This is a genomic window from Salipiger marinus, assembly GCF_900100085.1.
GTDB lineage: Bacteria > Pseudomonadota > Alphaproteobacteria > Rhodobacterales > Rhodobacteraceae > Salipiger > Salipiger marinus.
In genome coordinates this window covers 17,352-36,373 of the sequence record NZ_FNEJ01000034.1, presented here as the reverse complement: position 1 = coordinate 36,373, position 19,022 = coordinate 17,352, and the positions used below count along the sequence as shown (strand labels likewise).

General features: G+C 58.3%; 22 protein-coding genes and 1 pseudogene. 7 read left to right on the top strand and 16 right to left on the bottom strand.

The features are described 5' to 3' along the window. The 4 genes and pseudogenes from BLR51_RS24595 to BLR51_RS24580 form a co-directional block, all read right to left on the bottom strand. Nucleotides 1-243 (bottom strand): annotated as a pseudogene (locus BLR51_RS24595) (IS256 family transposase); the annotation flags it as partial. Between the two features lie 183 nt (nucleotides 244-426). Continuing rightward, nucleotides 427-702, bottom strand: a complete 276-nt coding sequence (locus BLR51_RS24590; RefSeq protein ID WP_089851946.1) for a VirB3 family type IV secretion system protein — start codon at nucleotides 700-702, stop codon at nucleotides 427-429. A 23-nt stretch (nucleotides 703-725) separates the two neighbouring features. Next, the gene (locus BLR51_RS24585; RefSeq protein ID WP_037239483.1) at nucleotides 726-1,010 is read right to left on the bottom strand and encodes a TrbC/VirB2 family protein; all 285 of its coding nucleotides are present in this window, start codon (nucleotides 1,008-1,010) and stop codon (nucleotides 726-728) included. Beyond that, nucleotides 1,007-1,555, bottom strand: a complete 549-nt coding sequence (locus BLR51_RS24580; protein WP_375342699.1) for a lytic transglycosylase domain-containing protein — start codon at nucleotides 1,553-1,555, stop codon at nucleotides 1,007-1,009. The genes BLR51_RS24585 and BLR51_RS24580 overlap by 4 nt, the downstream gene beginning before the upstream one ends. Before the next feature lie 621 nt (nucleotides 1,556-2,176). Between BLR51_RS24580 and BLR51_RS24570 the strand changes: the two genes are divergently transcribed. From BLR51_RS24570 to BLR51_RS24555, 4 genes are all read left to right on the top strand, one after another. Continuing rightward, entirely contained in the window at nucleotides 2,177-2,446 is a 270-nt protein-coding gene (locus BLR51_RS24570) for a hypothetical protein (RefSeq protein ID WP_068247338.1), read from the top strand. 85 nt (nucleotides 2,447-2,531) lie between these two features. Further along, nucleotides 2,532-3,185, top strand: a complete 654-nt coding sequence (locus tag BLR51_RS24565) for a hypothetical protein (protein ID WP_089851944.1) — start codon at nucleotides 2,532-2,534, stop codon at nucleotides 3,183-3,185. A gap of 220 nt (nucleotides 3,186-3,405) precedes the next feature. Then, nucleotides 3,406-4,563: a replication initiation protein RepC gene (gene repC, locus BLR51_RS24560; RefSeq protein WP_089851942.1), complete on the top strand. Its 1,158-nt coding sequence runs from the start codon at nucleotides 3,406-3,408 to the stop codon at nucleotides 4,561-4,563. Nucleotides 4,564-4,711: 148 nt separating this feature from the next. Then, a complete protein-coding gene (locus tag BLR51_RS24555) occupies nucleotides 4,712-5,329 on the top strand; it encodes a hypothetical protein (protein WP_242656841.1) in 618 nt (205 codons plus the stop codon). Here BLR51_RS24555 and BLR51_RS24550 read toward each other — a convergent pair. After that, nucleotides 5,326-5,835, bottom strand: coding sequence for a disulfide bond formation protein B (locus BLR51_RS24550; RefSeq protein WP_446000286.1), 510 nt, complete (start codon nucleotides 5,833-5,835; stop codon nucleotides 5,326-5,328). The two genes, BLR51_RS24555 and BLR51_RS24550, sit on opposite strands and share 4 nt — an antisense overlap. 87 nt (nucleotides 5,836-5,922) lie before the next feature. After that, on the bottom strand, nucleotides 5,923-6,222 hold the full coding sequence (locus BLR51_RS24545; protein WP_089851938.1) for an SHOCT domain-containing protein: 300 nt from the start codon (nucleotides 6,220-6,222) through the stop codon (nucleotides 5,923-5,925). A 158-nt stretch (nucleotides 6,223-6,380) separates the two neighbouring features. On the opposite strand from BLR51_RS24545, the gene BLR51_RS24540 reads away from it, so the two are divergent. The 3 genes from BLR51_RS24540 to BLR51_RS24530 all read left to right on the top strand — a co-directional run bounded on the left by BLR51_RS24540 (nucleotide 6,381) and on the right by BLR51_RS24530 (nucleotide 9,809). Then, complete coding sequence (locus BLR51_RS24540) at nucleotides 6,381-7,163, top strand: DsbA family protein (RefSeq protein WP_089851937.1); 783 nt, start codon at nucleotides 6,381-6,383, stop codon at nucleotides 7,161-7,163. Nucleotides 7,164-7,264: 101 nt separating this feature from the next. Further along, nucleotides 7,265-7,678 carry a rhodanese-like domain-containing protein gene (locus BLR51_RS24535; protein ID WP_089851955.1) on the top strand — a complete coding sequence of 138 codons (414 nt, stop codon included), beginning with the start codon at nucleotides 7,265-7,267 and terminating at the stop codon, nucleotides 7,676-7,678. Between the two features lie 16 nt (nucleotides 7,679-7,694). Continuing rightward, nucleotides 7,695-9,809 carry a protein-disulfide reductase DsbD family protein gene (locus BLR51_RS24530; RefSeq protein ID WP_089851935.1) on the top strand — a complete coding sequence of 705 codons (2,115 nt, stop codon included), beginning with the start codon at nucleotides 7,695-7,697 and terminating at the stop codon, nucleotides 9,807-9,809. A gap of 110 nt (nucleotides 9,810-9,919) precedes the next feature. On the opposite strand, the gene BLR51_RS24525 is transcribed toward BLR51_RS24530, so the two are convergent. The 10 genes from BLR51_RS24525 to BLR51_RS24480 form a co-directional block, all read right to left on the bottom strand. Then, nucleotides 9,920-11,245, bottom strand: a complete 1,326-nt coding sequence (locus BLR51_RS24525; RefSeq protein WP_089851934.1) for an APC family permease — start codon at nucleotides 11,243-11,245, stop codon at nucleotides 9,920-9,922. A gap of 197 nt (nucleotides 11,246-11,442) precedes the next feature. Next, a complete protein-coding gene (locus BLR51_RS24520; RefSeq protein ID WP_242656840.1) occupies nucleotides 11,443-12,111 on the bottom strand; it encodes a methyltransferase family protein in 669 nt (222 codons plus the stop codon). Next, on the bottom strand, nucleotides 12,108-12,371 hold the full coding sequence (locus BLR51_RS24515) for a DUF2933 domain-containing protein (RefSeq protein WP_089851932.1): 264 nt from the start codon (nucleotides 12,369-12,371) through the stop codon (nucleotides 12,108-12,110). The genes BLR51_RS24520 and BLR51_RS24515 overlap by 4 nt, the downstream gene beginning before the upstream one ends. Before the next feature lie 15 nt (nucleotides 12,372-12,386). Next, on the bottom strand, nucleotides 12,387-14,771 hold the full coding sequence (locus tag BLR51_RS24510; RefSeq protein ID WP_242656839.1) for a copper-transporting P-type ATPase: 2,385 nt from the start codon (nucleotides 14,769-14,771) through the stop codon (nucleotides 12,387-12,389). Between the two features lie 292 nt (nucleotides 14,772-15,063). Next, on the bottom strand, nucleotides 15,064-15,429 hold the full coding sequence (locus BLR51_RS24505) for a DUF5676 family membrane protein (protein WP_089851928.1): 366 nt from the start codon (nucleotides 15,427-15,429) through the stop codon (nucleotides 15,064-15,066). An 84-nt stretch (nucleotides 15,430-15,513) separates the two neighbouring features. After that, the gene (locus BLR51_RS28350) at nucleotides 15,514-16,065 is read right to left on the bottom strand and encodes an EF-hand domain-containing protein (RefSeq protein WP_242656838.1); all 552 of its coding nucleotides are present in this window, start codon (nucleotides 16,063-16,065) and stop codon (nucleotides 15,514-15,516) included. Nucleotides 16,066-16,666: 601 nt separating this feature from the next. Beyond that, nucleotides 16,667-17,365, bottom strand: coding sequence for a CBS domain-containing protein (locus tag BLR51_RS24495; protein ID WP_089851926.1), 699 nt, complete (start codon nucleotides 17,363-17,365; stop codon nucleotides 16,667-16,669). A 39-nt stretch (nucleotides 17,366-17,404) separates the two neighbouring features. Further along, nucleotides 17,405-18,004: a ubiquinol-cytochrome c reductase iron-sulfur subunit gene (gene petA / locus BLR51_RS24490; protein WP_089851924.1), complete on the bottom strand. Its 600-nt coding sequence runs from the start codon at nucleotides 18,002-18,004 to the stop codon at nucleotides 17,405-17,407. Next, nucleotides 18,001-18,846, bottom strand: coding sequence for an enoyl-ACP reductase FabI (gene fabI, locus BLR51_RS24485; RefSeq protein WP_089851922.1), 846 nt, complete (start codon nucleotides 18,844-18,846; stop codon nucleotides 18,001-18,003). Before fabI ends, petA begins: the two co-directional genes overlap by 4 nt. Further along, the gene (locus BLR51_RS24480; RefSeq protein WP_089851920.1) at nucleotides 18,839-19,018 is read right to left on the bottom strand and encodes a hypothetical protein; all 180 of its coding nucleotides are present in this window, start codon (nucleotides 19,016-19,018) and stop codon (nucleotides 18,839-18,841) included. Before BLR51_RS24480 ends, fabI begins: the two co-directional genes overlap by 8 nt. Nucleotides 19,019-19,022 lie beyond the last annotated feature (4 nt).

Genomic DNA, 19,022 nt, shown 5'->3' with positions numbered 1-19,022 from the left:
CACCTTAACGGGCACTGGACCAATGCCGGTCATCACGTCGCGTTCCGGCAAATGACCATGGCGCACCAGGCGTGCCCGCCCGTCCTCGAGCTTGTCCCCGGAAAAGGCGTTCATGAGCGCGGCCAGCTCGGCGTGGATTGCCTGTTCGATCAGCTTGCGCGCTCCATCGCGCAGAACGTCGGTGAACGGGTCGGAGCCAAATCCTGATGGATCGGGCAGTTCTGTGATGGTAGTCTCTGGCATGTGGCATATCCCTTTCTCGGCTGAGAATTGACGGCGTCTGAACACCGCCATGATATGCCGCCCCTCAGGGCATCACCAACTTTCGCGTGTTTCTCAGGTAGGTGCCGCCCAAGACGCTCGGCTTTCAAGACCTTGTCCCCAAGTGCATCCCGAACAGCGTTGCTTGCAATCAACCCCCGAAACTCACGCGACATAGAAATCGCCCCCATCGCGGGATCGCACACTCGTTCGCGGTGTGCGCGACATCACCACGTTCAAAATCTGGAACAGATGTGGATTGCGGTCTGCGACCACCCAAAGCGGTGGGTAGCCCGCGAGGAACACCAGCAGGAACCGCATGTCGTCAACCAGAATGAAAGGGATCACGGATGCGAAGACCAGCGCCACAAAATATCCGATCGGGAGACCGAATATCCGTGGCGGCTTGGTCAGCCCCAGAAAGAGTGGTGTGTCGCGCATGGAGGTCTCTGCGGCCTGTCAGATCAAGGAGCCGCAAAGCCATCGATGATGGTCTCGGCCGAAAAGATCAGCACCACGCCGACAAACACGGCGACGAAGATCGGCCAGTTGAGACGCCCGAAAAACATCATGACACCCGATCCCACGAGAGCGAGCACGCCGAGGCCACGACCGATCGGACCCGTCACCGCGTCGATGATGTTGTCGATCATGTCAGAGACCGGGCTGAGGTCCTGTGCAAGCGCCGGGGCTGCGGCCACTATCAGCAACGCGGCCAATGCCGCCCGGGTATAGTCGATGCGTTTCATATCTGGTCTCCGATGGATTGGGCATAGACGGCCATGACCTTGCGGACATGGCCTTGGGTTTCGCGGTAGGGGGGAATCCCGCCATGGCGCGCCACGGCTTCGGGGCCGGCATTATAGGCTGCAAGCGCAAGCTGCGGCGTGCCGAAACGATCAAGTTGTGTCAGCAAGTAGCGGGCGGATCCATGCAGGTTTTGCTCAGGATCATGCGGATCGACGCCAAGCACGCGCGCAGTGTCCGGCATCAACTGCCCAAGCCCGATTGCGCCGACATGCGACCGCGCGCCTGGATCAAATGCGCTTTCAATAGCGATGTTGGCGCGAAAGAATGCGAGCCAATCGCGAGAGGACATCCCGGCCCTGCGCAGGGCCGGGTGGTCCACGTAAACCGACCCCACATCAAGGATCATAGTCTCGATCGCAGGGCGGCCCGATGGGACCCGAGGCGGAGACAGGCGTGGTGAATCAAGAGGGACGACCTCAGAGCGTGCGACACCGTCACTTTGCTCGGGTTGGGGTCTTGCAAAGTCGAGAACGCTACTGGTCAGTCGACCAACACGGTCTGGAGCATCGAGATCGATAACGGATTGTGCATAAGTGGAAGGGCCTGAAAGCCCCCAGAGAACGAGGCTAGCCGCTGGTAGGATACCTTGTCGTCTCAAACTCCCACGTGCCTCTCTCACCTTCTCGGAGAGGGCAGCTGAATACCTTTGCGTCGAGCTCCAGGCAGAAGCTCATGAGCCCTGCTGCGGTCTTGAAGACGCGTGGTTTAAGATCCCGGTTGGTCACATAGACCGACCGGTGCACACCGCCTTGACCGTCATTGGAGCAGACGAAAACCGTCCAGCCACCCCTATGCGTGTTGCCGCCCTTTTCCGGGGCTTCAACGCATTCCACCTCGATCCATGCCCCACCCTCGATCGCCTCTTGCATGTGCGATGTTAGGATCACGGGGTATTTTGTTCCTGCCATTTTGCCTCCGAAGGAAAGAAGTTCCTACGGAAGTAACCTGCTTTTGCACCGCTTCAAACAGTGCATGTCACAAGATATGCGGCGACGTAGCGAAAAACCCGTTAGATGGTCAATAGATATCTTTTGATTGATTACGATATTTTTTCGGTGATAGGTCCGACACACGATTCGCCCCCAGATTGTCGGGAGACCACCAGATGTCGCGGTTGCTGGCATGTAGCACATTCATCGCCCTAGCGATCCCAGCAAATGCCGAGACGCTGGCGATGGACTGCGTGTTGCCGTTGCGGCCGGAGCTGGCGGCCTCGCCTGCGCTCCTGAACGAGTACGGCGACGACATCAGAGCCGAGTTCAACACCTACTTCGATGAGGCACAAACCTATCTGAATTGCCTCGCCGCAGCATCAGCTTCCGCGCAGGCCGAAGTCCGTCTTGTGCTTGACGCTTACCAGGAGATGTTCCAATGAAACGACGCGCAAAATATGTCAGCAATTATGACACAATTAACATAAGTCTGATTATACGACAACGCTTTAGCGGCGGCGCTCTGTCATGAGGCGGCTTCTGTCAACTGTCGCGATCATCGCGATCGGGCTTACACCGCTTGCTGCCAAACCTGCCGCCGCACAAGGCTACCAGATCGATTGTGCGATCCTCCTGTGCCTTGCAGGCGGTTGGCCGCCTTCGGTCCCATGTGCCCGCGCGCGCGCGGAGTTTATCCGCCGGATCACGCCCTGGCCAGTCGAACCACCGCTGCAGATCTGGCGTTGTCCAATGCGTGCTGAGTTCGAAGCGCCGAACCCGGTTGAGCGCCTCTACAGGTTGGCGGGGTTCAATCCGGGTCCAGCAGTCTCCCTGCCCCGAGAGCGAGAAACGCTCCAGCTCGTCCAAGCTGTCGGGCGTGCCGCCAATATCGATGTGACGGACCCTGCTTTTGATTTCATCCGCTCCATAGATGTCTTTCAGGTTACGGCACGTCAGAGGGAGGGCCGTGACGATTGCAACAGATATGCTTCTGTGCGGCGTGGCACGTATGATCAGAACGGCCAATTCCGGTGGCAAAACAGCTCGATAAGTGCCCTTCCTCCAGCCTTCCGAGGGGCCGAGCGATACGGCCAGAACTGCCCCGATGTCTGGGTCCGTGCTGTGTTCGTCGATTGGGAGGATTTTGAGGGCACCTATGGCTTCGAACAAGTCAACTACTGATCTCAAACAGTCACAGGCAAACGATAAAAAAGAAGAAACCCCCGCAAGGCGGCAACCAAGCGAGGGGCTCAAAGAACAACGGAATTGGCGTTCCGTCAGATCAAATCAAACTGTGATCTCGTTCTAGCAGTCCCGACAGTCAAGGCAATGAAAAAACGTGTCGCTCGCGGGGGCACGGATGCCCTGTTGCAGCCTTGTCCCAATTCACAAGGACTAGACAGTGAACGTGATCCAAACCCATCTCACCCTGCCGGAAGGCTGGACCAAAGGTGCTGTTATGGCACTAATTTCAGAGGTTGCCCCGCATATAGGCCTGCGCCCGGCGCGCCTCGCAGTTCTGAACTACATCATTGGGCGGACCCGCGCATCCGACTGGACCTCTCCCCATCGTGAACCGGTGTTTTTTGGCGCGCAAGATCTCGCAGCGGTCGAACTTGGCAAGACGTCGCGCCAGTTGCGAACGGATGAGGCCGCGCTGGCCAAGCTTGGGCTGATCGTGAAACGTGTCGCGGCGAATGGGGCCCGCTATGGTCGCGCTGGCCTAGGCTTGATACTGACTCCGCTGATCGCGCGACTGAAAGAGTTCATAGCCCTTCGCGATCGGCTCCGTGCGGAACGGAGGCATTTGCGCGCTTTGAAGGATCTTCGGTCCCTTCGTTTGCGTCACATGAAACGGTGCATCGCCGCCCTGCCCTCCTCGGCTATCAACGATCCTGAGATCGTCAAGATTCTCGCCAGTTTCGATGAATGGCCTCGCAGCGATGCGTTAAGCCGTCTTGGTCTGGAGCGGCTCAACGCCCATTTGAAGGCCAGTTCCGATCTGTGCAACAGCCTTGATGACTGGCTTGAAAACCATGGGCTTTCTTCCGACCAACCAGCGGAAAACTTCCGGCCCTTTACACAAAACACCAGAGAAGAAACTCAAACTGTAAAGACGCCACCCGCTGTGGATAACTCTGGAAGACACGCGGAAATCGCACAGAGTGAATTGCCATCATCAATTCCCTGCCCCGCGCCACCCGCTCTGACGCCAGAGAATCTATATCGCATTGCCGGCGACGGCTTACGCATGATGCTTGACGCGAGCCGAGATCAGAACCGACCTCTCAAAGAGCGCGACATCATCGAGGCTGCCTGGGCGTTGCTGCCGATGCTCGATATCCATGCTTCAGTTTGGCACGAGGGCCAGAGCACCTTGGGCGACCACGGGTTGGCTTTCTGCCTACTATTGGTTGATGCGCAGCGAGATCACCCGAGCTACCCTGTTCGCAATCCTGGCGGTTTGATGCGCGAACTGATCCGTCGAGCCAAGGCAGGAAGGCTGGACTTTAATGCAAGCGTTGCGGCTCTGCAAAAACGGCGCAATAGGGTGAGGTAGAGTTTCCAACCCGCAACTGAAATTGCCCAAAAACGCGCTGAAAATCGGGTAATGAAGTTTATGTAAATAAATGATGGTCGCAGAGAAAGTCGACTGTTGTCTCCCGACATGCCAACCTGCTCACATGCAACGGTTCTTCTCAACCAAGATGCCGGGCGTGAAATTTGTAATGAACGTCTTGGTCTTCAGCCTAATCGGTCTCCTGCCGGTCTTGCTCGTTTATGTCATGCGTGCGCCTGGATTTGCTTCGGCATTGATGGACGGTGGACCGGCGCTATCACGATTTCTCAGGCAGGTTCTGACGAATGGGCTGCCGGTCATCTTTATCGTCAACTACGTCGGTTTCTTTTTGTTTGCGGTGTTGAGTGCTAAGGACGCCAATGGCCGTGATCCGGCGTCGTCCATTCTCCTCGATCTTGTAATCCGCGTCGCTCTCTTTCTAGTTCTCCACGCCTTCATCTATGTGCTCTCCGCCAGTTGGTTCGGCTCATTTGGAGGTAGTCGGTCTACGGCTCTGTCAGTGGTTGCGCCCACACTGGCGCGGTCCGCACACTTTGAAAATATTTCCGGGGTCTACCTGTATGCTACGCTGGTAAGTGCGCTGCCGCTCTATATCACCGCGGCGGAAGACTCACTTATCCTGAGACCATTCGTCAGTCTTTTGCCGAAAAAAGCGGGTGCTGTTGTGGTTGCTTTGTTTGCCTTCCTTTTGACAGCTCTGTGTCTGACGCTCATTGCAGCCGTCATCTTGCGTCTTCAGGGCTAGGTCAGCGTGTGATTTTCACGTGGCCGATAAGCCCGCACTGCTTTGGCCAAGGCCATGATCCAGAGCCCTGCAATAACGAAACTCCAAAGCGCGTTCCAACTCGCCATCGATAGGCTCAGGAATTCCCACGCGACTTCGTCACACATCACCAAGTTTGATGGTGAGGATGACGCGGAGGGCAAAAGGTCCGCACCTGACAAGTTCGATATATCGAGACCAGAGCCTGTGCACGCCGTCGGACCTTCCCACCAATCCCGTTCGACGCCGGTGTGGAAAATCCCGATGCCCGCTGTCGTCAGAGCGGCGGCAGCACCTGCCATCAAGAGCAGAAAGATGGGCAACCCAACCATCAGAAGCGCGCCAATAGCGATGGCACTGGCGTGAGGATACCGCTGCCAGATGCACATTGCGCAGGGCGCATACCCGATCGTCTGAAAGATGTATGCGGCGAGCAAGAGCACAGCCGACCCGCCGACAGCGAGCATCCAGAGTTGTTTTTCTGTCACTTGTACCTCATAGAGTCAGACTGGTTGAGTACCAGGGGTACTTCGTGAGTTTCCCAAGCCTAGTGGTGAACACAGGTGCCCAATTCACTACTCGCCGGTCAGTAGCTTCTTTCGAGCGGTGTAGTCCTCTGCGTCAATTTCGCCCTTGGCCAAGCGCAGATCGAGTTCGCTCATCGCATCGGACTTTTCAGCCTTTGTCGCTCCTCCATCCATATTGCGAATGAACCAAACGACACCGGCAACAACCAATCCCAAAACGATGATCCAAAGGATAGGACCAAACATCATCCCCATCCCGTATCCCCAACCCGACATGTGGCCATAGCCGTCTGGATCGGCCACAGCAGGTGTCGCAAAGAGCGCTGCAATTATCCCCAATCGATACATGTCCACCTCTTTGTCCGATCGTTATCCCTATCCGGTGATACTTTGATACTCGCTCAACATCCTGTTTTCACGACCGGAAATGTATCAGTTTGTAGAGTTGACCTTTTATCAGACGTCGCAGTACGACCGCAAGGTAACGAGGTCAGATCAGGCATCAGATGGACTCCAAGAAACGGTCAACGCTTTTGACGTTCGGTGCGATCATCGCAGGGTACGCAGCGCTGCGCACAGTTCCCTCTTTGTTGCCGGAAAAACTGGAGTTGCAGGCGCTCGATAGACCAGAAGGATTTCGTAAGTTCGTTGCGGGTGAGACGTCAGGCGGCTTTGATCCTTTTGTAGGCTTGGGCACGGCGGACAGCACTGAAGTGGCGGCGCAGAAAGCCGCAGCCTTGGAGCGCGTCTCCGAGAATATTTGTTCGGCCCTTTACGGTGGTCTGAGTCCCACGCCTACCCAGGTCCCGATGGCTTCGTTCTCGGACTACTATTGCCCCTTTTGCCGGTTGCAAACCAAACGATTGGCCGACATGACGAGCGAGATGCCAGACAAGATCGCAGTGGCGTGGCATGAATTGCCGCTCCTCGGCGACAGCTCAAATCTTGCGGCCAAGGCAGCTCTGGCGGCGAAACGGCAAGACGCGTACGTCGCTTTCCACGAACGTTTGATGACAACGCCATTCCAAGCGTCGCCGGAATACCTTGCCCGCCTCTCCGATGACATCGGCGTCGATAGCAAGAAATTGGTCACCGACATGGAGAGTGCCGAGATCACGCGCGAGCTGGAAGACAGTGCAGCGCTTGCACGCGTGTTCGCCTTTGTCGGCACGCCGGCCCTCGTGATCGGCCGTACTGTCGTCCAAGGTCAGATCAGCGACAGAATGGTTCGCGAGATCATCGCGTTGGAGCGCGAAGAGGGTTGGCGAGATGTCTGTACGGCTGCATAGGCTGCAAGGCTCGCCCCGGGAAGTCTTGGCGTTCCTCGTCAATCGACTGTGGAGGCAATGTGGATAGACGGTGCTTCATCCTGCTTGCGTCGACGTGGGTCATGGGGCCGCAAGTCGTTGCGGCCGCAACGCGCGAGATCTGGTCGGCTGCCGAGACGGCCGACGCATTGGCCCGCAACAGGATTTCCCTGATTGATGTCCGATCGCGCCCTGAATGGGTGGAAACGGGCGTCGCAAAAGAGGCATGGCCGATCAGTATGCACGAACCCGGGTTCGAGCAGCGCTTGTTCGCCGCTCGCGACTTTTCAGGCGAGAAACCCATTGCGCTGATCTGCGCCACTGGCGGGCGCAGCGGCCGCCTTTTGAGCGCCTTGAAACGAGCCGGTTACACGGGCTTCATCGATGTGTCGGAAGGCATGCTGGGATCACCGAAGGGGCCAAGCTGGATCGCACGCGGATTGCCCGTGACGAATATCGAGGCGGCCTTGGCAAGCCTGCCTGGCGCCTTGCGTTGACCGGATGCTCATCCAAATGACCGTCCGGGTTTCTCAGCTCGGGGCTTGGCTTCTGCTCTTCCTTCTCGGTTGCATGGGCATCATTCTTTCCGATGCCGCCAAGGCTGCCGAATCCGAGAGCTTTTCAAACCCCGCCGTCATGGCACGTCTGATCTCGGCCGAAGACGGGATTGCGCCGGATGCCGCCTCCGTCTCACTTGGATTGGCCTTGGAGTACGGCGAGGGCTGGAAAGGATACTGGCGCACGCCCGGCGAGGTTGGCTTGGCACCCGAGATCGACTGGTCTGGTTCTACCAATCTGAAATACGCGGAGCTACTCTGGCCCGCGCCGAAACGTTTCGAGGCCTTCGGGATCGAAAACTTCGGCTATTCCGGTCGGGTTGTCTTGCCGATCCGCGCGAGACTTGAGGACGCCGGTTACCCTCTCGAACTGCGTGCCCGGGTGTCCTTGCTGACATGTTCGACTGTCTGTGTGCCCCATGACTTCGAACTTTCACTCGTCCTGCCAAAAGGCGTCGGGATCGATACAAACTCGGCTCGCCAGATTGCTGCTTATGCCGATCGCGTTCCCGCGGCACCCGAGAACAGCGACATCACAATATCGGTCACGGCCCTCGATGCGCGCGACTCGGCTCTCATCGTTGTGGCAACGAGCGACACACCGTTCGGTGAGGTCGACGTGTTCCCGGAATTCGGACCCCTTGTGACCTTTGGCAAACCAGATATCCGGTTGGATCGCGATAGAACGGAACTCTGGGCACAAATACCGATCAACGCCTGGACCGAAGAGCACGCAGAGCCTTCGGTGACGATCACAGACACCGCACGTGCAATCACGGCGCCGATCACTCTTACCTCGGATCCCCCTGCCCCACCGTTTGCAAGCGCGCACCCTCGAACGAGTGTGCTGAAAGTCGTGGCGGTGGCCGCCATCGCCTTTCTCGGTGGTCTGATTCTGAATGTCATGCCCTGCGTGTTACCCGTTCTATCGATCAAGCTCACATCTGTTTTGAAGGCAACCGGTCAAACCCGGCAGATGACGCGCAACGGATTCCTGTGTTCAGCTTTGGGGGTACTGACATTTGTCTGGGCGCTTGCGGCTGCCTTAGTGTTTCTTCAATGGATCGGAGTATCCGTCGGCTGGGGTATACAGTTCCAAAATCCGGTCTTCGTGACTCTGATGTTCATGGTCATCGCCGTCTTTGCCGCCAATCTCTTCGGTGCATTCGAGATAACCCTGCCCGCGGCCCTTCAAGACCGCCTGGGTGCCAGCAGTGCCAGAGCCGGGTACATCTCAGACTTTGGCACCGGACTGCTTGCGGCCATCCTCGCTACGCCGTGTTCCGCCCCGTTCCTCGGCACCGCGATCACCTTTGCGCTCGCGGGTACACCACTGGACGTGATAGTGATATTCACGGCGCTCGGTCTTGGACTGGCCCTCCCCTACCTCGTCATTGCCGCACGTCCCGAGTTGGTCACGCGGCTGCCCCGGCCCGGGCGATGGATGCTTTTCATCAGGATCCTTCTTGGCGGTCTGTTGCTGGCAACAGCCGCATGGCTCTTGTTCGTTCTTGTCGGCGTGGCGGGCGCGCGGGTGGCCGCCTTTATCTCGGCACTCACAGCTGTGTTCATCATCGCGGCATCAATCCCACGGGCGAACCGATGGGCGCGGCGTGCGGTTCTCAGCGCCTGTGTTCTTCTGGCGATTTTCGGAGCGGGTCTAATATCAACGCCTGACCGCACAATAGCTGCGGTGGATGCGATGTCTCACTGGCAGGATTTCGATCCCCTCCGCATCGCGCGCTACGTCTCTGAAGGCGAGACGGTTTTCGTCGATGTGACTGCGGATTGGTGTCTGACCTGCAAAGCCAACAAGTCTCTCGTGCTCGACAAGGATCCAGTGCGTGCGCGGTTGCGCGGCGGTTCCGTAATCGCCATGCAAGCGGACTGGACCAAACCCGATGACGCGATCGCGCGGTTTCTCGAGCGGCATGACCGCTATGGCATTCCGTTCAACACCGTCTTCGGACCGGGGGCTCCTTCCGGTATCGCCCTACCGGAGATTCTAACGCCACAGGCAGTGCTCGGCGCGCTCGACGCCGCTTCTATGCGCAGTCTCGTGTCAGAGTGATATGCCAACTTGCGCGTCTTTGATCGAGTTGACTACTTCCACATATGAAGTCCCTGTTGTCTGATACCTTTGCGTCGTATCCCATGGGAAAGTGCGAATAACCTCTTGCATCAGTGTTCGTGAGCACCCTGCGGTGCGAGCCAGCGCGATAGATACAGTCGTTCAAGTATGAAAACCGCGGTAATTCCGACGGCGGCATAGAGCACGATGGCCGGGTCACTTTGCAGTTTCATCGCGGTGAAGGCCGCCAGCACAACCGCATCGAATGCGAGTGCCAAGAGCAACACAGTCGCCGCCGCTCCGATCTCCTTCCGGCGGAAGCGGAAGACGCCCCAATGCACGACCATATCCATGATGAGATAGAAAAACGCGCCCAATGAGGCGATCCGGCCCAGATCGAAGAACACAGCCAGTGTCGAGGCAATCACCACCGTATAGATCAGCATGTGGCGCTGGATCGTGCCAGACATGCCAAAATGGCTGTGCGGGATCATTTTCATGTCCGTCAGCATTGCGAGCATCCGTGACACGGCGAACACACTGGCCAGAACGCCTGATGCAGTAGCCACGGCGGCCAGCAAGACGGTTAGATAGAATCCGACCTGCCCGAGCGCGGGGGCCGCCGCTTCTGCCAGAGAATAATCACGTGCGGCAATGATCTCGTCGAGTGTCAGGCTGGCGCCCACGCCGAACGCCACAAGCAGGTAGACAACCACGCAGATCGCGATGGAGATCATGATCGTGCGGCCCACGTTGCGATGGGGATCGGTGATCTCTCCGCCGCTGTTGGTAATGGTCGTGAAACCCTTGAACGCAAGGATGGCCAGTGCGACAGAGGCAATGAACCCCACGATCCCTGATGGCTCGGCCGTCTGCGATGCGGCGGCGAACTGAAATCCGCTCGACCACAGAGCGGCAATACCAAAGAGAGCGATGCCGCCGATCTTGATTGCCGCCATGATCAGCGAAAACAGCCCTACGGAGCGGTTGCCTGCGATATTGACGAGAAACGCGAAAACGATCACTGCAACCGCCAGGATGGGGACGAGCGGCCCGCCGGTGATGTCGAAGGGGCGCAGGACGTAGGTGGCAAATGTCCTTGCCACGAGGCTTTCTGCAATCACCATGCTCAGCGCCATCAGAAGCGCTGCTCCCGCCGCGACTGCGCCTGATCCATAGCATTTCTGCAGGATCATAGCGATCCCGCCCGCCGAGGGCCAGGCGTTCGACATCTTGATATAGCTGTATGCACTGAAGCTTGTCACGATGGCACCGGCGATGAAGGCCAGCGGGAAAAGCGGTCCGGCCAGTTGGGCTATCTGCCCGGTCAGCGCAAAAATTCCCGCCCCGATCATCACGCCTGTACCCATCGCGACGGCACCGCCAAGGCTGATTGATCCTTCGCGATAATCGCTGTTCTTCTGGCTTTGCTGCATATTAGTTCTTGCCTGTTTTCAGATTTTTCAATTCTTGTGGCCCATCACCGTTCTGGCCAGAACCTATTCCTGCAGTTCCACTATCGCACCCGAACGAACCCTACTTGCCTTCAGCTCTCGCGGGCAATAGGCACAACATGCAATCAACAATGGGGACAATTCGCAATTCTGGCTACAGACCTCATTTCCGCACATCCTCAGATTTTGCGGCCGCCCTGCTCACTGCCCGCCCCCGCAAACCTTGGAAAAAACGATGGCACTGACTGCGCGTATTGCTCATAGACCTGTCCAAAACGGGCGCGGGTGTCTGCCTCCTCGCTGCGTGCCAATCGCACGTACATCCAGACCAGTACCGGGAACATCGCCAGTGTCAGAATGGTCGGCCATTGAACGAGAAATCCGAGCATGACCAGAATGAACCCCACGTATTGGGGATGTCTGATCCTCGCATAGGGCCCGGTGACGGCCAACCGGCCCTGCCGCTGTGCATTCCACAGATGGTGCCATGCCACCGAGATCAGCCAGAATCCTCCGCCGATCAGGGCGAAGCTCATCAGGTGGAACGGTCCGAAATGCGGGTTCGATTTCCAGCCGAACATCATCTCGGGCAGATGGCCGCTATCGTGGGCTAGCCAGTCGATATCCGGCCATGTCGATTGCAACCAGCCGGACAACACAAAGATCGTCAACGGAAACCCGTACATTTCGGTGAACAGTGCCAAGACAAAGGCGCTGAATGCACCGAAGCTCCGCCAGTCTCGGGACGTTTGCGGCTTGAAAAAGCTGAACGCGAAAATGATGAAGACAGCCGAGTTGATGAAGACCAGAAGCCAAAGGCCATACGATGCACCTGCATCAATCATCATTTGTCATCTCCCTTGCCATGTCCGCCGTGGCCTCCATGCCCGCCATGCATGAAGAAGTGCATGCCAACACAGAGCAGCAACGGCAGCCAGATCAGCAACCCGCTGCCCAGAATGTGCACCCGATGCTCGTAACCCAGCAGAAGTCCGCCAAGGACAAGCGCGAAGATCAGGTAGATGCCCGCGCGTGATTTCCAGAACGAGGGCGGTCTTGGCGGATTGTCCTGCGGGTGATGATCGCCGTGTGTCGAAGGTTTTTCCATGTCACTTTTCCTTTGTCAGATTTTCGCGCCGCGCAGTCGCAACGCGTTTAAAACAACCGAGATGGACGAAGCGCTCATCGCAAAGGCGGCGAACATCGGGCTGATCAGGATGCCCAGGAACGGGTACAGCACACCCGCGGCTACTGGCACGCCCGAGGCATTGTAGATCAGCGCAAAGAACAGGTTCTGTCGGATGTTGCGCATCGTAGCGCGCGATAGACGCCGAGCGCGCACGATCCCGTCTAGGTTGCCCTTGATCAGCGTGAAGCCCGCGCTTTCGATGGCGACATCCGCACCGGTGCCCATGGCGATGCCGACATCCGCCTGCGCTAACGCGGGTGCATCGTTGACGCCGTCGCCCGCCATGGCGACCTTGCGGCCGGCCTCCTGCAACTCGCGAATGATCCGGGCCTTGTCTTCAGGCAGAACATCTGCGCGTATCTCGTCGATACCGAGCCGCGCTCCGATAGCCTTGGCTGTGCGTTCATTGTCGCCAGTCGCCATGATGATCCGAAAGCCCAAGTCGTGCAGCGCCTTTAGCGCAGCTGGCGTCGTTTCCTTCACTGGGTCGGCCACGCTGACCAGCCCTGCAATCGCGCCTTCCAGTACGACGAACATCACCGTTTCGCCTTCGTCACGCCGCGCGTTAGCCTTTTCGGTCAGCGCACCGGCCTCTAGACCCATATCCGAAATCAATGCGAGATTTCCCAGAGCCACCGCTTGGCCGTCGACCACACCCTTGACGCCCTTGCCGGTCACCGCCTCGAAATCGCTGGCTTTCGCCATATCCACGCCGCGGTCTTCAGCACCACGCACGATGGCTTCGGCCAGCGGATGTTCCGATCCGCGTTCTAGCGAAGCGGCCAGTCGCAGCACCTCGGCCTCGTCATGCCCCGGTTCGGGCAGGACCGCGATCAGCCGGGGCTTGCCTTCTGTTAGAGTGCCGGTCTTGTCTACGATTAGAGTGTCTACCTTCTCGAACCGCTCGAGCGCCTCGGCATTCTTGATCAGAACGCCCGCCTGGGCACCGCGCCCTGTGGCCGTCATGATCGACATTGGCGTCGCCAGACCCAGTGCGCAGGGACAGGCGATGATGAGGACCGCCACTGCAGAGATGAGGGCATAAGAAAGGGCGGGTGCTGGTCCCCAGATCGCCCAAGCGATGAACGACAAGACGGCGATCACGATCACTACAGGCACGAAGAACCCCGCGACTTTGTCGGCGTATTTCTGGATCGGCGCGCGCGACCGCTGGGCATTCGCCACCATTTCGACAATCTGCGCCAGCATCGTGTCGGCTCCTACTCTCGTCGCCTCCATCACCAGGCTGCCGGTGCCGTTGATCGTAGCCCCCGTCAGCACGTCACCTTCGGTTTTCTCGACCGGAACCGGCTCCCCCGAAATCATGCTTTCATCCACCGAAGAGCGTCCGTCGACAACGGTGCCATCGACCGGTACCTTTTCACCGGGACGAACGCGAAGATGGTCACCGACTTGTACCTCTTCCAGCGGAATTTCCTCTTCGCTCCCGTCATCGCGGATCACGCGCGCAGTCTTGGCTGCCATGTCCAGCAGCGCGCGGATCGCTTTGCCGGTGCCTTCACGGGCGCGCAATTCCATCACCTGCCCCAGCAGGACAAGGGTAACGATCACCGCCGCAGCTTCAAAATAGACGCCAACATGGCCTTCGGGATCGCGGAAGCCATCGGGAAAGATGTCGGGTGCAAGAACGGCAACGATGCTGAACAGCCAGGCCGCCATCACGCCCATGCTAATCAGCGAAAACATATTGAGGTTCATCGTCCGGAATGAATTCCAGCCGCGCACCATGAACGGCCAGCCGCTCCAGAGGACGACGGGTGTGCCCAGTACAAGCTCGATCCACAAGGTCGTGCGTTCGCCGAATATGTCGCGGACGCCCCCAAAACCTAGATAAGGGCCCATCGTCAGAACCAGCAGCGGCAGGGTAAGCACTGCGCCGACCCAAAACCGGCGCGTGAAATCCACCAGCTCGTGGTTCGGTCCGTCCTCGACCATCGTGGCGCTTTCGAGCTCCAGCCCCATGCCGCAGATTGGACAGGATCCCGGATCGGTCTTGCGGACTTCGGCATGCATTGGACAGGTGTAGACTGCGCCTTGGTAACCGGCGGGCACGGTGTCGTATCTGCCTCCCTCTTCACCAGTCTTGGCAACGAAATGCCCATGGGCGTGGTGGCCGTGCCCGTCCGCGGCACCGTGTCCGGCGTGATCATGTTGCGGTGCCGCAAGCTCGCCTTCAAGCACAAGATGCATGCCGCATTTCGGGCAATCTCCAGGTTCGGTCTTGCGCACTTCGGGATGCATCAGACAAGTATAGATCACACTCTCTTGCGTCGGGTCAGGATTGGGTGTTTGGTTCATGTGTCCGCCTCAAACGTATTAGGGTTTCTTAAGTCGTTGTGGGTGTCAGGACAGCGTGTCGTGCCTAGGTCGGCGGCCGATTACGCAGGGTCCGCACCGCATGGGTCGCTAGACACCGCGTTCGATTCCTTGCTCATCGGCAAAATCCCGATGTTTCGATACATACTGCTGTACTTCGTCCAGTAGCTGGAAGGTCAACACCTCTTATCACCATGGGGCAGATTTCGGCGACGACGGGTGATGTGTCGATATCATTCGACACGCGTACCACTGATCGGTTGGGGAGTTGTCGTCATAACTTCACCTCCCTATTCGCGATGGCGTTGAAGAGCCCGCCGAAGATCAACGCGGCATACCAGCCATAGAGAAAGCTCTCGACCAGACCGATAATGAAGCTCACCGGGGTCAGCCAGACGAACCCAGGCAGCAGTCCAGCCCAGGTTTCATACATCGCGTAGTCGGGGAAAATCAGGTCGAACACGACGCAGACCACGAATGTCACTGCCAGAAACAGGCTTAGTGCCCAGCCCAGCGGCATAAGCGGCAAACCTGGACGCCCTGCCCCAGTATTTGCGCCCATCACACAGGCCCCGCAGGTCATGCGCAAGGCCAAAAAAAGGATCGCCGCTATCGAAGTGAAATAGATAATTGGCAGCATAATTCGCTCCTTTTTTGTCGATCAGATTGCGAACGAAGAGATTCCGTAAAATGCCGGGCAAGCTGGCTTGCCCGGCATGATATTCTAGTTGTCGGAATTATCCGTCGACATAGCGCTCATCCTCTCGCGCATGCTCATCCGACCGGCCGGAGCAACCATCTCGGAGGGGCTCACTGTGCCATCTCCGTCGGCATCCAGATGCTGGAACCGGTCAACCATGGACTCGCGGATCATTGCGCTGTGCAGGGTTTCAAATTCGCTCAGGGACAGGCTGCCATCGCCATCCGCGTCAAACTCGCTCAACCGCGCTTGCATCGTCGCGGTAGCCTCCTCGGCCGACGGTACTCCCATCATTCCAGGGCCCATCATCATCTGCATCATGCCCCGATCCATCATAGCCATGTCCGGTCTGTCGCCATGATCCATCATCCGGGCGTGCATGCCCATCATCATGGACATCATCTTTTGCATCATGTCGGTCTGATCACCAGTCATGGGACCAGACTCGCTATCGCTTGTTCCCGTGGCCACACCAGGCTGCTGAGCACCATGACCGTGACCAGCTTGGGCAAAAGCCGCACCCGTGGCACCCAGCAAAAGCGTTGCAGAAGTCGCGAGTATCTTGAAGGTTTGCATTATGTATTTCCTTTTTGCTTCAGTTGATCATGTTCAGCAGAAACGGCGTTGCCACCGACTGAATCAGAGACGCCAATGCGTCAGTTGTTGCTGCAACAGCAGCCCCCTTTGCCCGACTTTTCCGGCTTGCTGTCTTCCGCTGGTCGCGGTTCTTTCTCGGCGACAGTCTCGGTCTGAGTCACACCTCCGCAGCATCCTTTCGACGATCCAGTGTCTTGGGCCGGGGTATTGGAACGATTGTCCATTTGAACCTCCTCGGTTTTTTGCGTTCATTCAGTAGACGCTCACCGTCGAAAAACGTTACAGAAAAAAGAAAAGTATCATGATTTCGGGGATGAGGTCCGGCAGCTGCCCTGATAAAAAACGACCAGATATTAACGCCTTGGCAACCGTTTTCCGGAATAGCGACACACGGATCCATAGACCCCCTTGAAAGTGGTCCTGCTTGTCATCTCACTCATTGGTCAGTTCGAATGGGACCCGACAAATCGTGTCCGTCATTATTTTTTGGAGCTCTGTCTCCGCTCCCGCGATGGTCGATCATTCTGATACAAATGCTGTGCCGACTTCCAATCGCCGGCATCTGTTTGGGCATGCGCTCTCAAATGCCGTAGGCCCATGCCGCCAGTCGGCCCATGTGGATGCCGACGCTGCGGACACCGGGCACATTTTCCACGGCGACGCGGATGGCGTTCTCTTCGAAATCGCTGTCTGCAACGCCCCAGATCGCGACATTGCCCTTGTCTACGGTGTAGTTGATCAAATTGACTGTCGCACCGGGAACCTCTTTCAGGGCTTCATCTAACTTCGAGCGCAGCACCCGATCATCTTCCGATGGTTCCCCCAGTGCCCCGTCCGGGAGTGCCGACAAAGCATGGAGCAGGTTCGCACGACTGACAATTCCAACGACGCGCCCCTCTCGCAGCACCGGCACCCGTTTGATCCGGTGCTTTTCCAGAAGGCGCGCGATCGCGTCAACCGGTGTGTCTTCCTCGACTGTGGCAACATCGCGTGTCATCACGTCAGCGACATGGTGGCTGTTGAGCTTGATAAATTCCTGGGCAGAATTGCCCGACCCGCCCAGCACCTCGAGCCACCAGGATCGCCGGGGACCGTCGGGCTCGTCGCGGATACGCCGCATAAGGTCGCCCTCGCTGACCAATCCCTTGAGGGCGCCGTCCGCGTCTACGACGGGGAGCGCGCTGACGTGATGGTCGAGCATCAGGCGTACGGCGTCCTCGATTTTTCCGTCCTGCGGGACGGAGATCACGGATGTCGTCATGATATCCTTGGCTTGCATGTCTTTGTCTCCTTCGCAGATTAAGGGCCGATGCACCGATCAGGTGCCGATCACCAGTTGCAGGTCATCGCCCAAATTATAGGGCGGGATGTCGAGGTTGCGTGGTGCTGGTCCTTTCCGGATCCGCCCCGACGTGTCGTAGTGCGATCCGTGACAGGGGCAGAACCAGCCGCCGAATTCTCCGACTGCGGATCCGTCCTGACCCAGCGGAATACACCCCAGATGGGTACAGACACCGATGACGATCAGCCATTCACCATCCGCATCTGCCGTGCGGTTTTCGTCTCGTGCGGGCACTTCGCCGCTCTGGTTGGGGTTCTCGCGCCCGCTGTCGACCGAATCGGCAAGATCGTCGAGTTCGACAGCGCGCGCCGCCTCGATTGCCGCAGCAGACCGGCGCCAGACGAAGACCGGGCGCCCCCGCCACTTGATCGTAATGCGCTGGCCCGGTTCGACGCCGGACAGATCGACCCTGACCGTGCCAGCAGCAGTCACGTCGGCTGAGGGGTTCATCGAGTCAATCAGCGGCCAGACCGCAGCCCCGACGGCAACCGCGCCGGTCGAGGCTGTTGCATAATACAAAAAATCGCGCCGCTCAGGTGCGGGCGGCGGAACTGGATCGTCTGCGGTCCTGTTCATCGTGAATCCTCCGGCTTGACGCTTATCTGGGTTGAAAAGACCGGGCTTTCGATGTGAACACCCGCGTCTACACGCAATACTTCTCCGGTGATGCCGCTGGTATAATCGCTGGCGAAGAGCAGGGCCGTTCGGCCCACCTCGTCGGCCTCAATGTTGCGCCGCAAGGGTGATGCGCGAGCGGTCGCCTCCAGAAGACCCGAAAAGCCGGTCAGCCCCGATGCCGCGCGGGTCAGCACCGGACCCGCCGAAATAGCGTTGACACGGATGTTTGACGGCCCGAGTTCATGCGCGAGATAGCGCACAGTCGCTTCGAGCGCCGCCTTGACCGGCCCCATCACATTGTAGTTTTCCACCACGCGTTCGCCGCCAAGATAACTTAGCGTGATCAGGCTGCCGCCGCCGGACATCAGCGGTTCGGCAAGATGCGCCATACGGATCAGCGAATGCACCGAAACGGCCATCGCTTCCGAGAACCCCTCGGCAGAGCAGTCGGTCAGCCGACCGTGAAGGTCGGCGGGCGGCACGCTGCCCACGGCGTGAAGAAGGAAATCGAGCTTTCCCCAGCGTTCTGCGATGGCATCGAAAACGGCATCGAGTTCATGCGGAGCCTTGACATCGCAAGGCAGGACGATGGGCGCTTCGAGCCGCGCGGCCAATGGTGTCACGTGGGTCTTGGTGCGCTCATTGACATAAGTGATGGCCAACTCGGCACCCGCTTGCCGGAAGTGCAGAGCGGCGGGCCACGCCAGACTGCGTTCATTCGCGATACCGATGACCAGACCCTTGCGACCGGACAGGTCCAAAAGTTCCACGGGATCGCAGCATTCGGGGAAGTCAGGCATCTTCCGATGGAACCCGGGTATCGGCGGGTGCGTCCGGCACCTTCTTCTGTGCAGTTTGACGCTTCGCGGCTTTGCCGTGCTTATGCCTGCCGTGTCCATGCCCGAAGAGATGCATCGCAGCCATTCCGCCGATCACGAGGACCAGAATCCAGTTTTCGATAATCCATTCCATGATC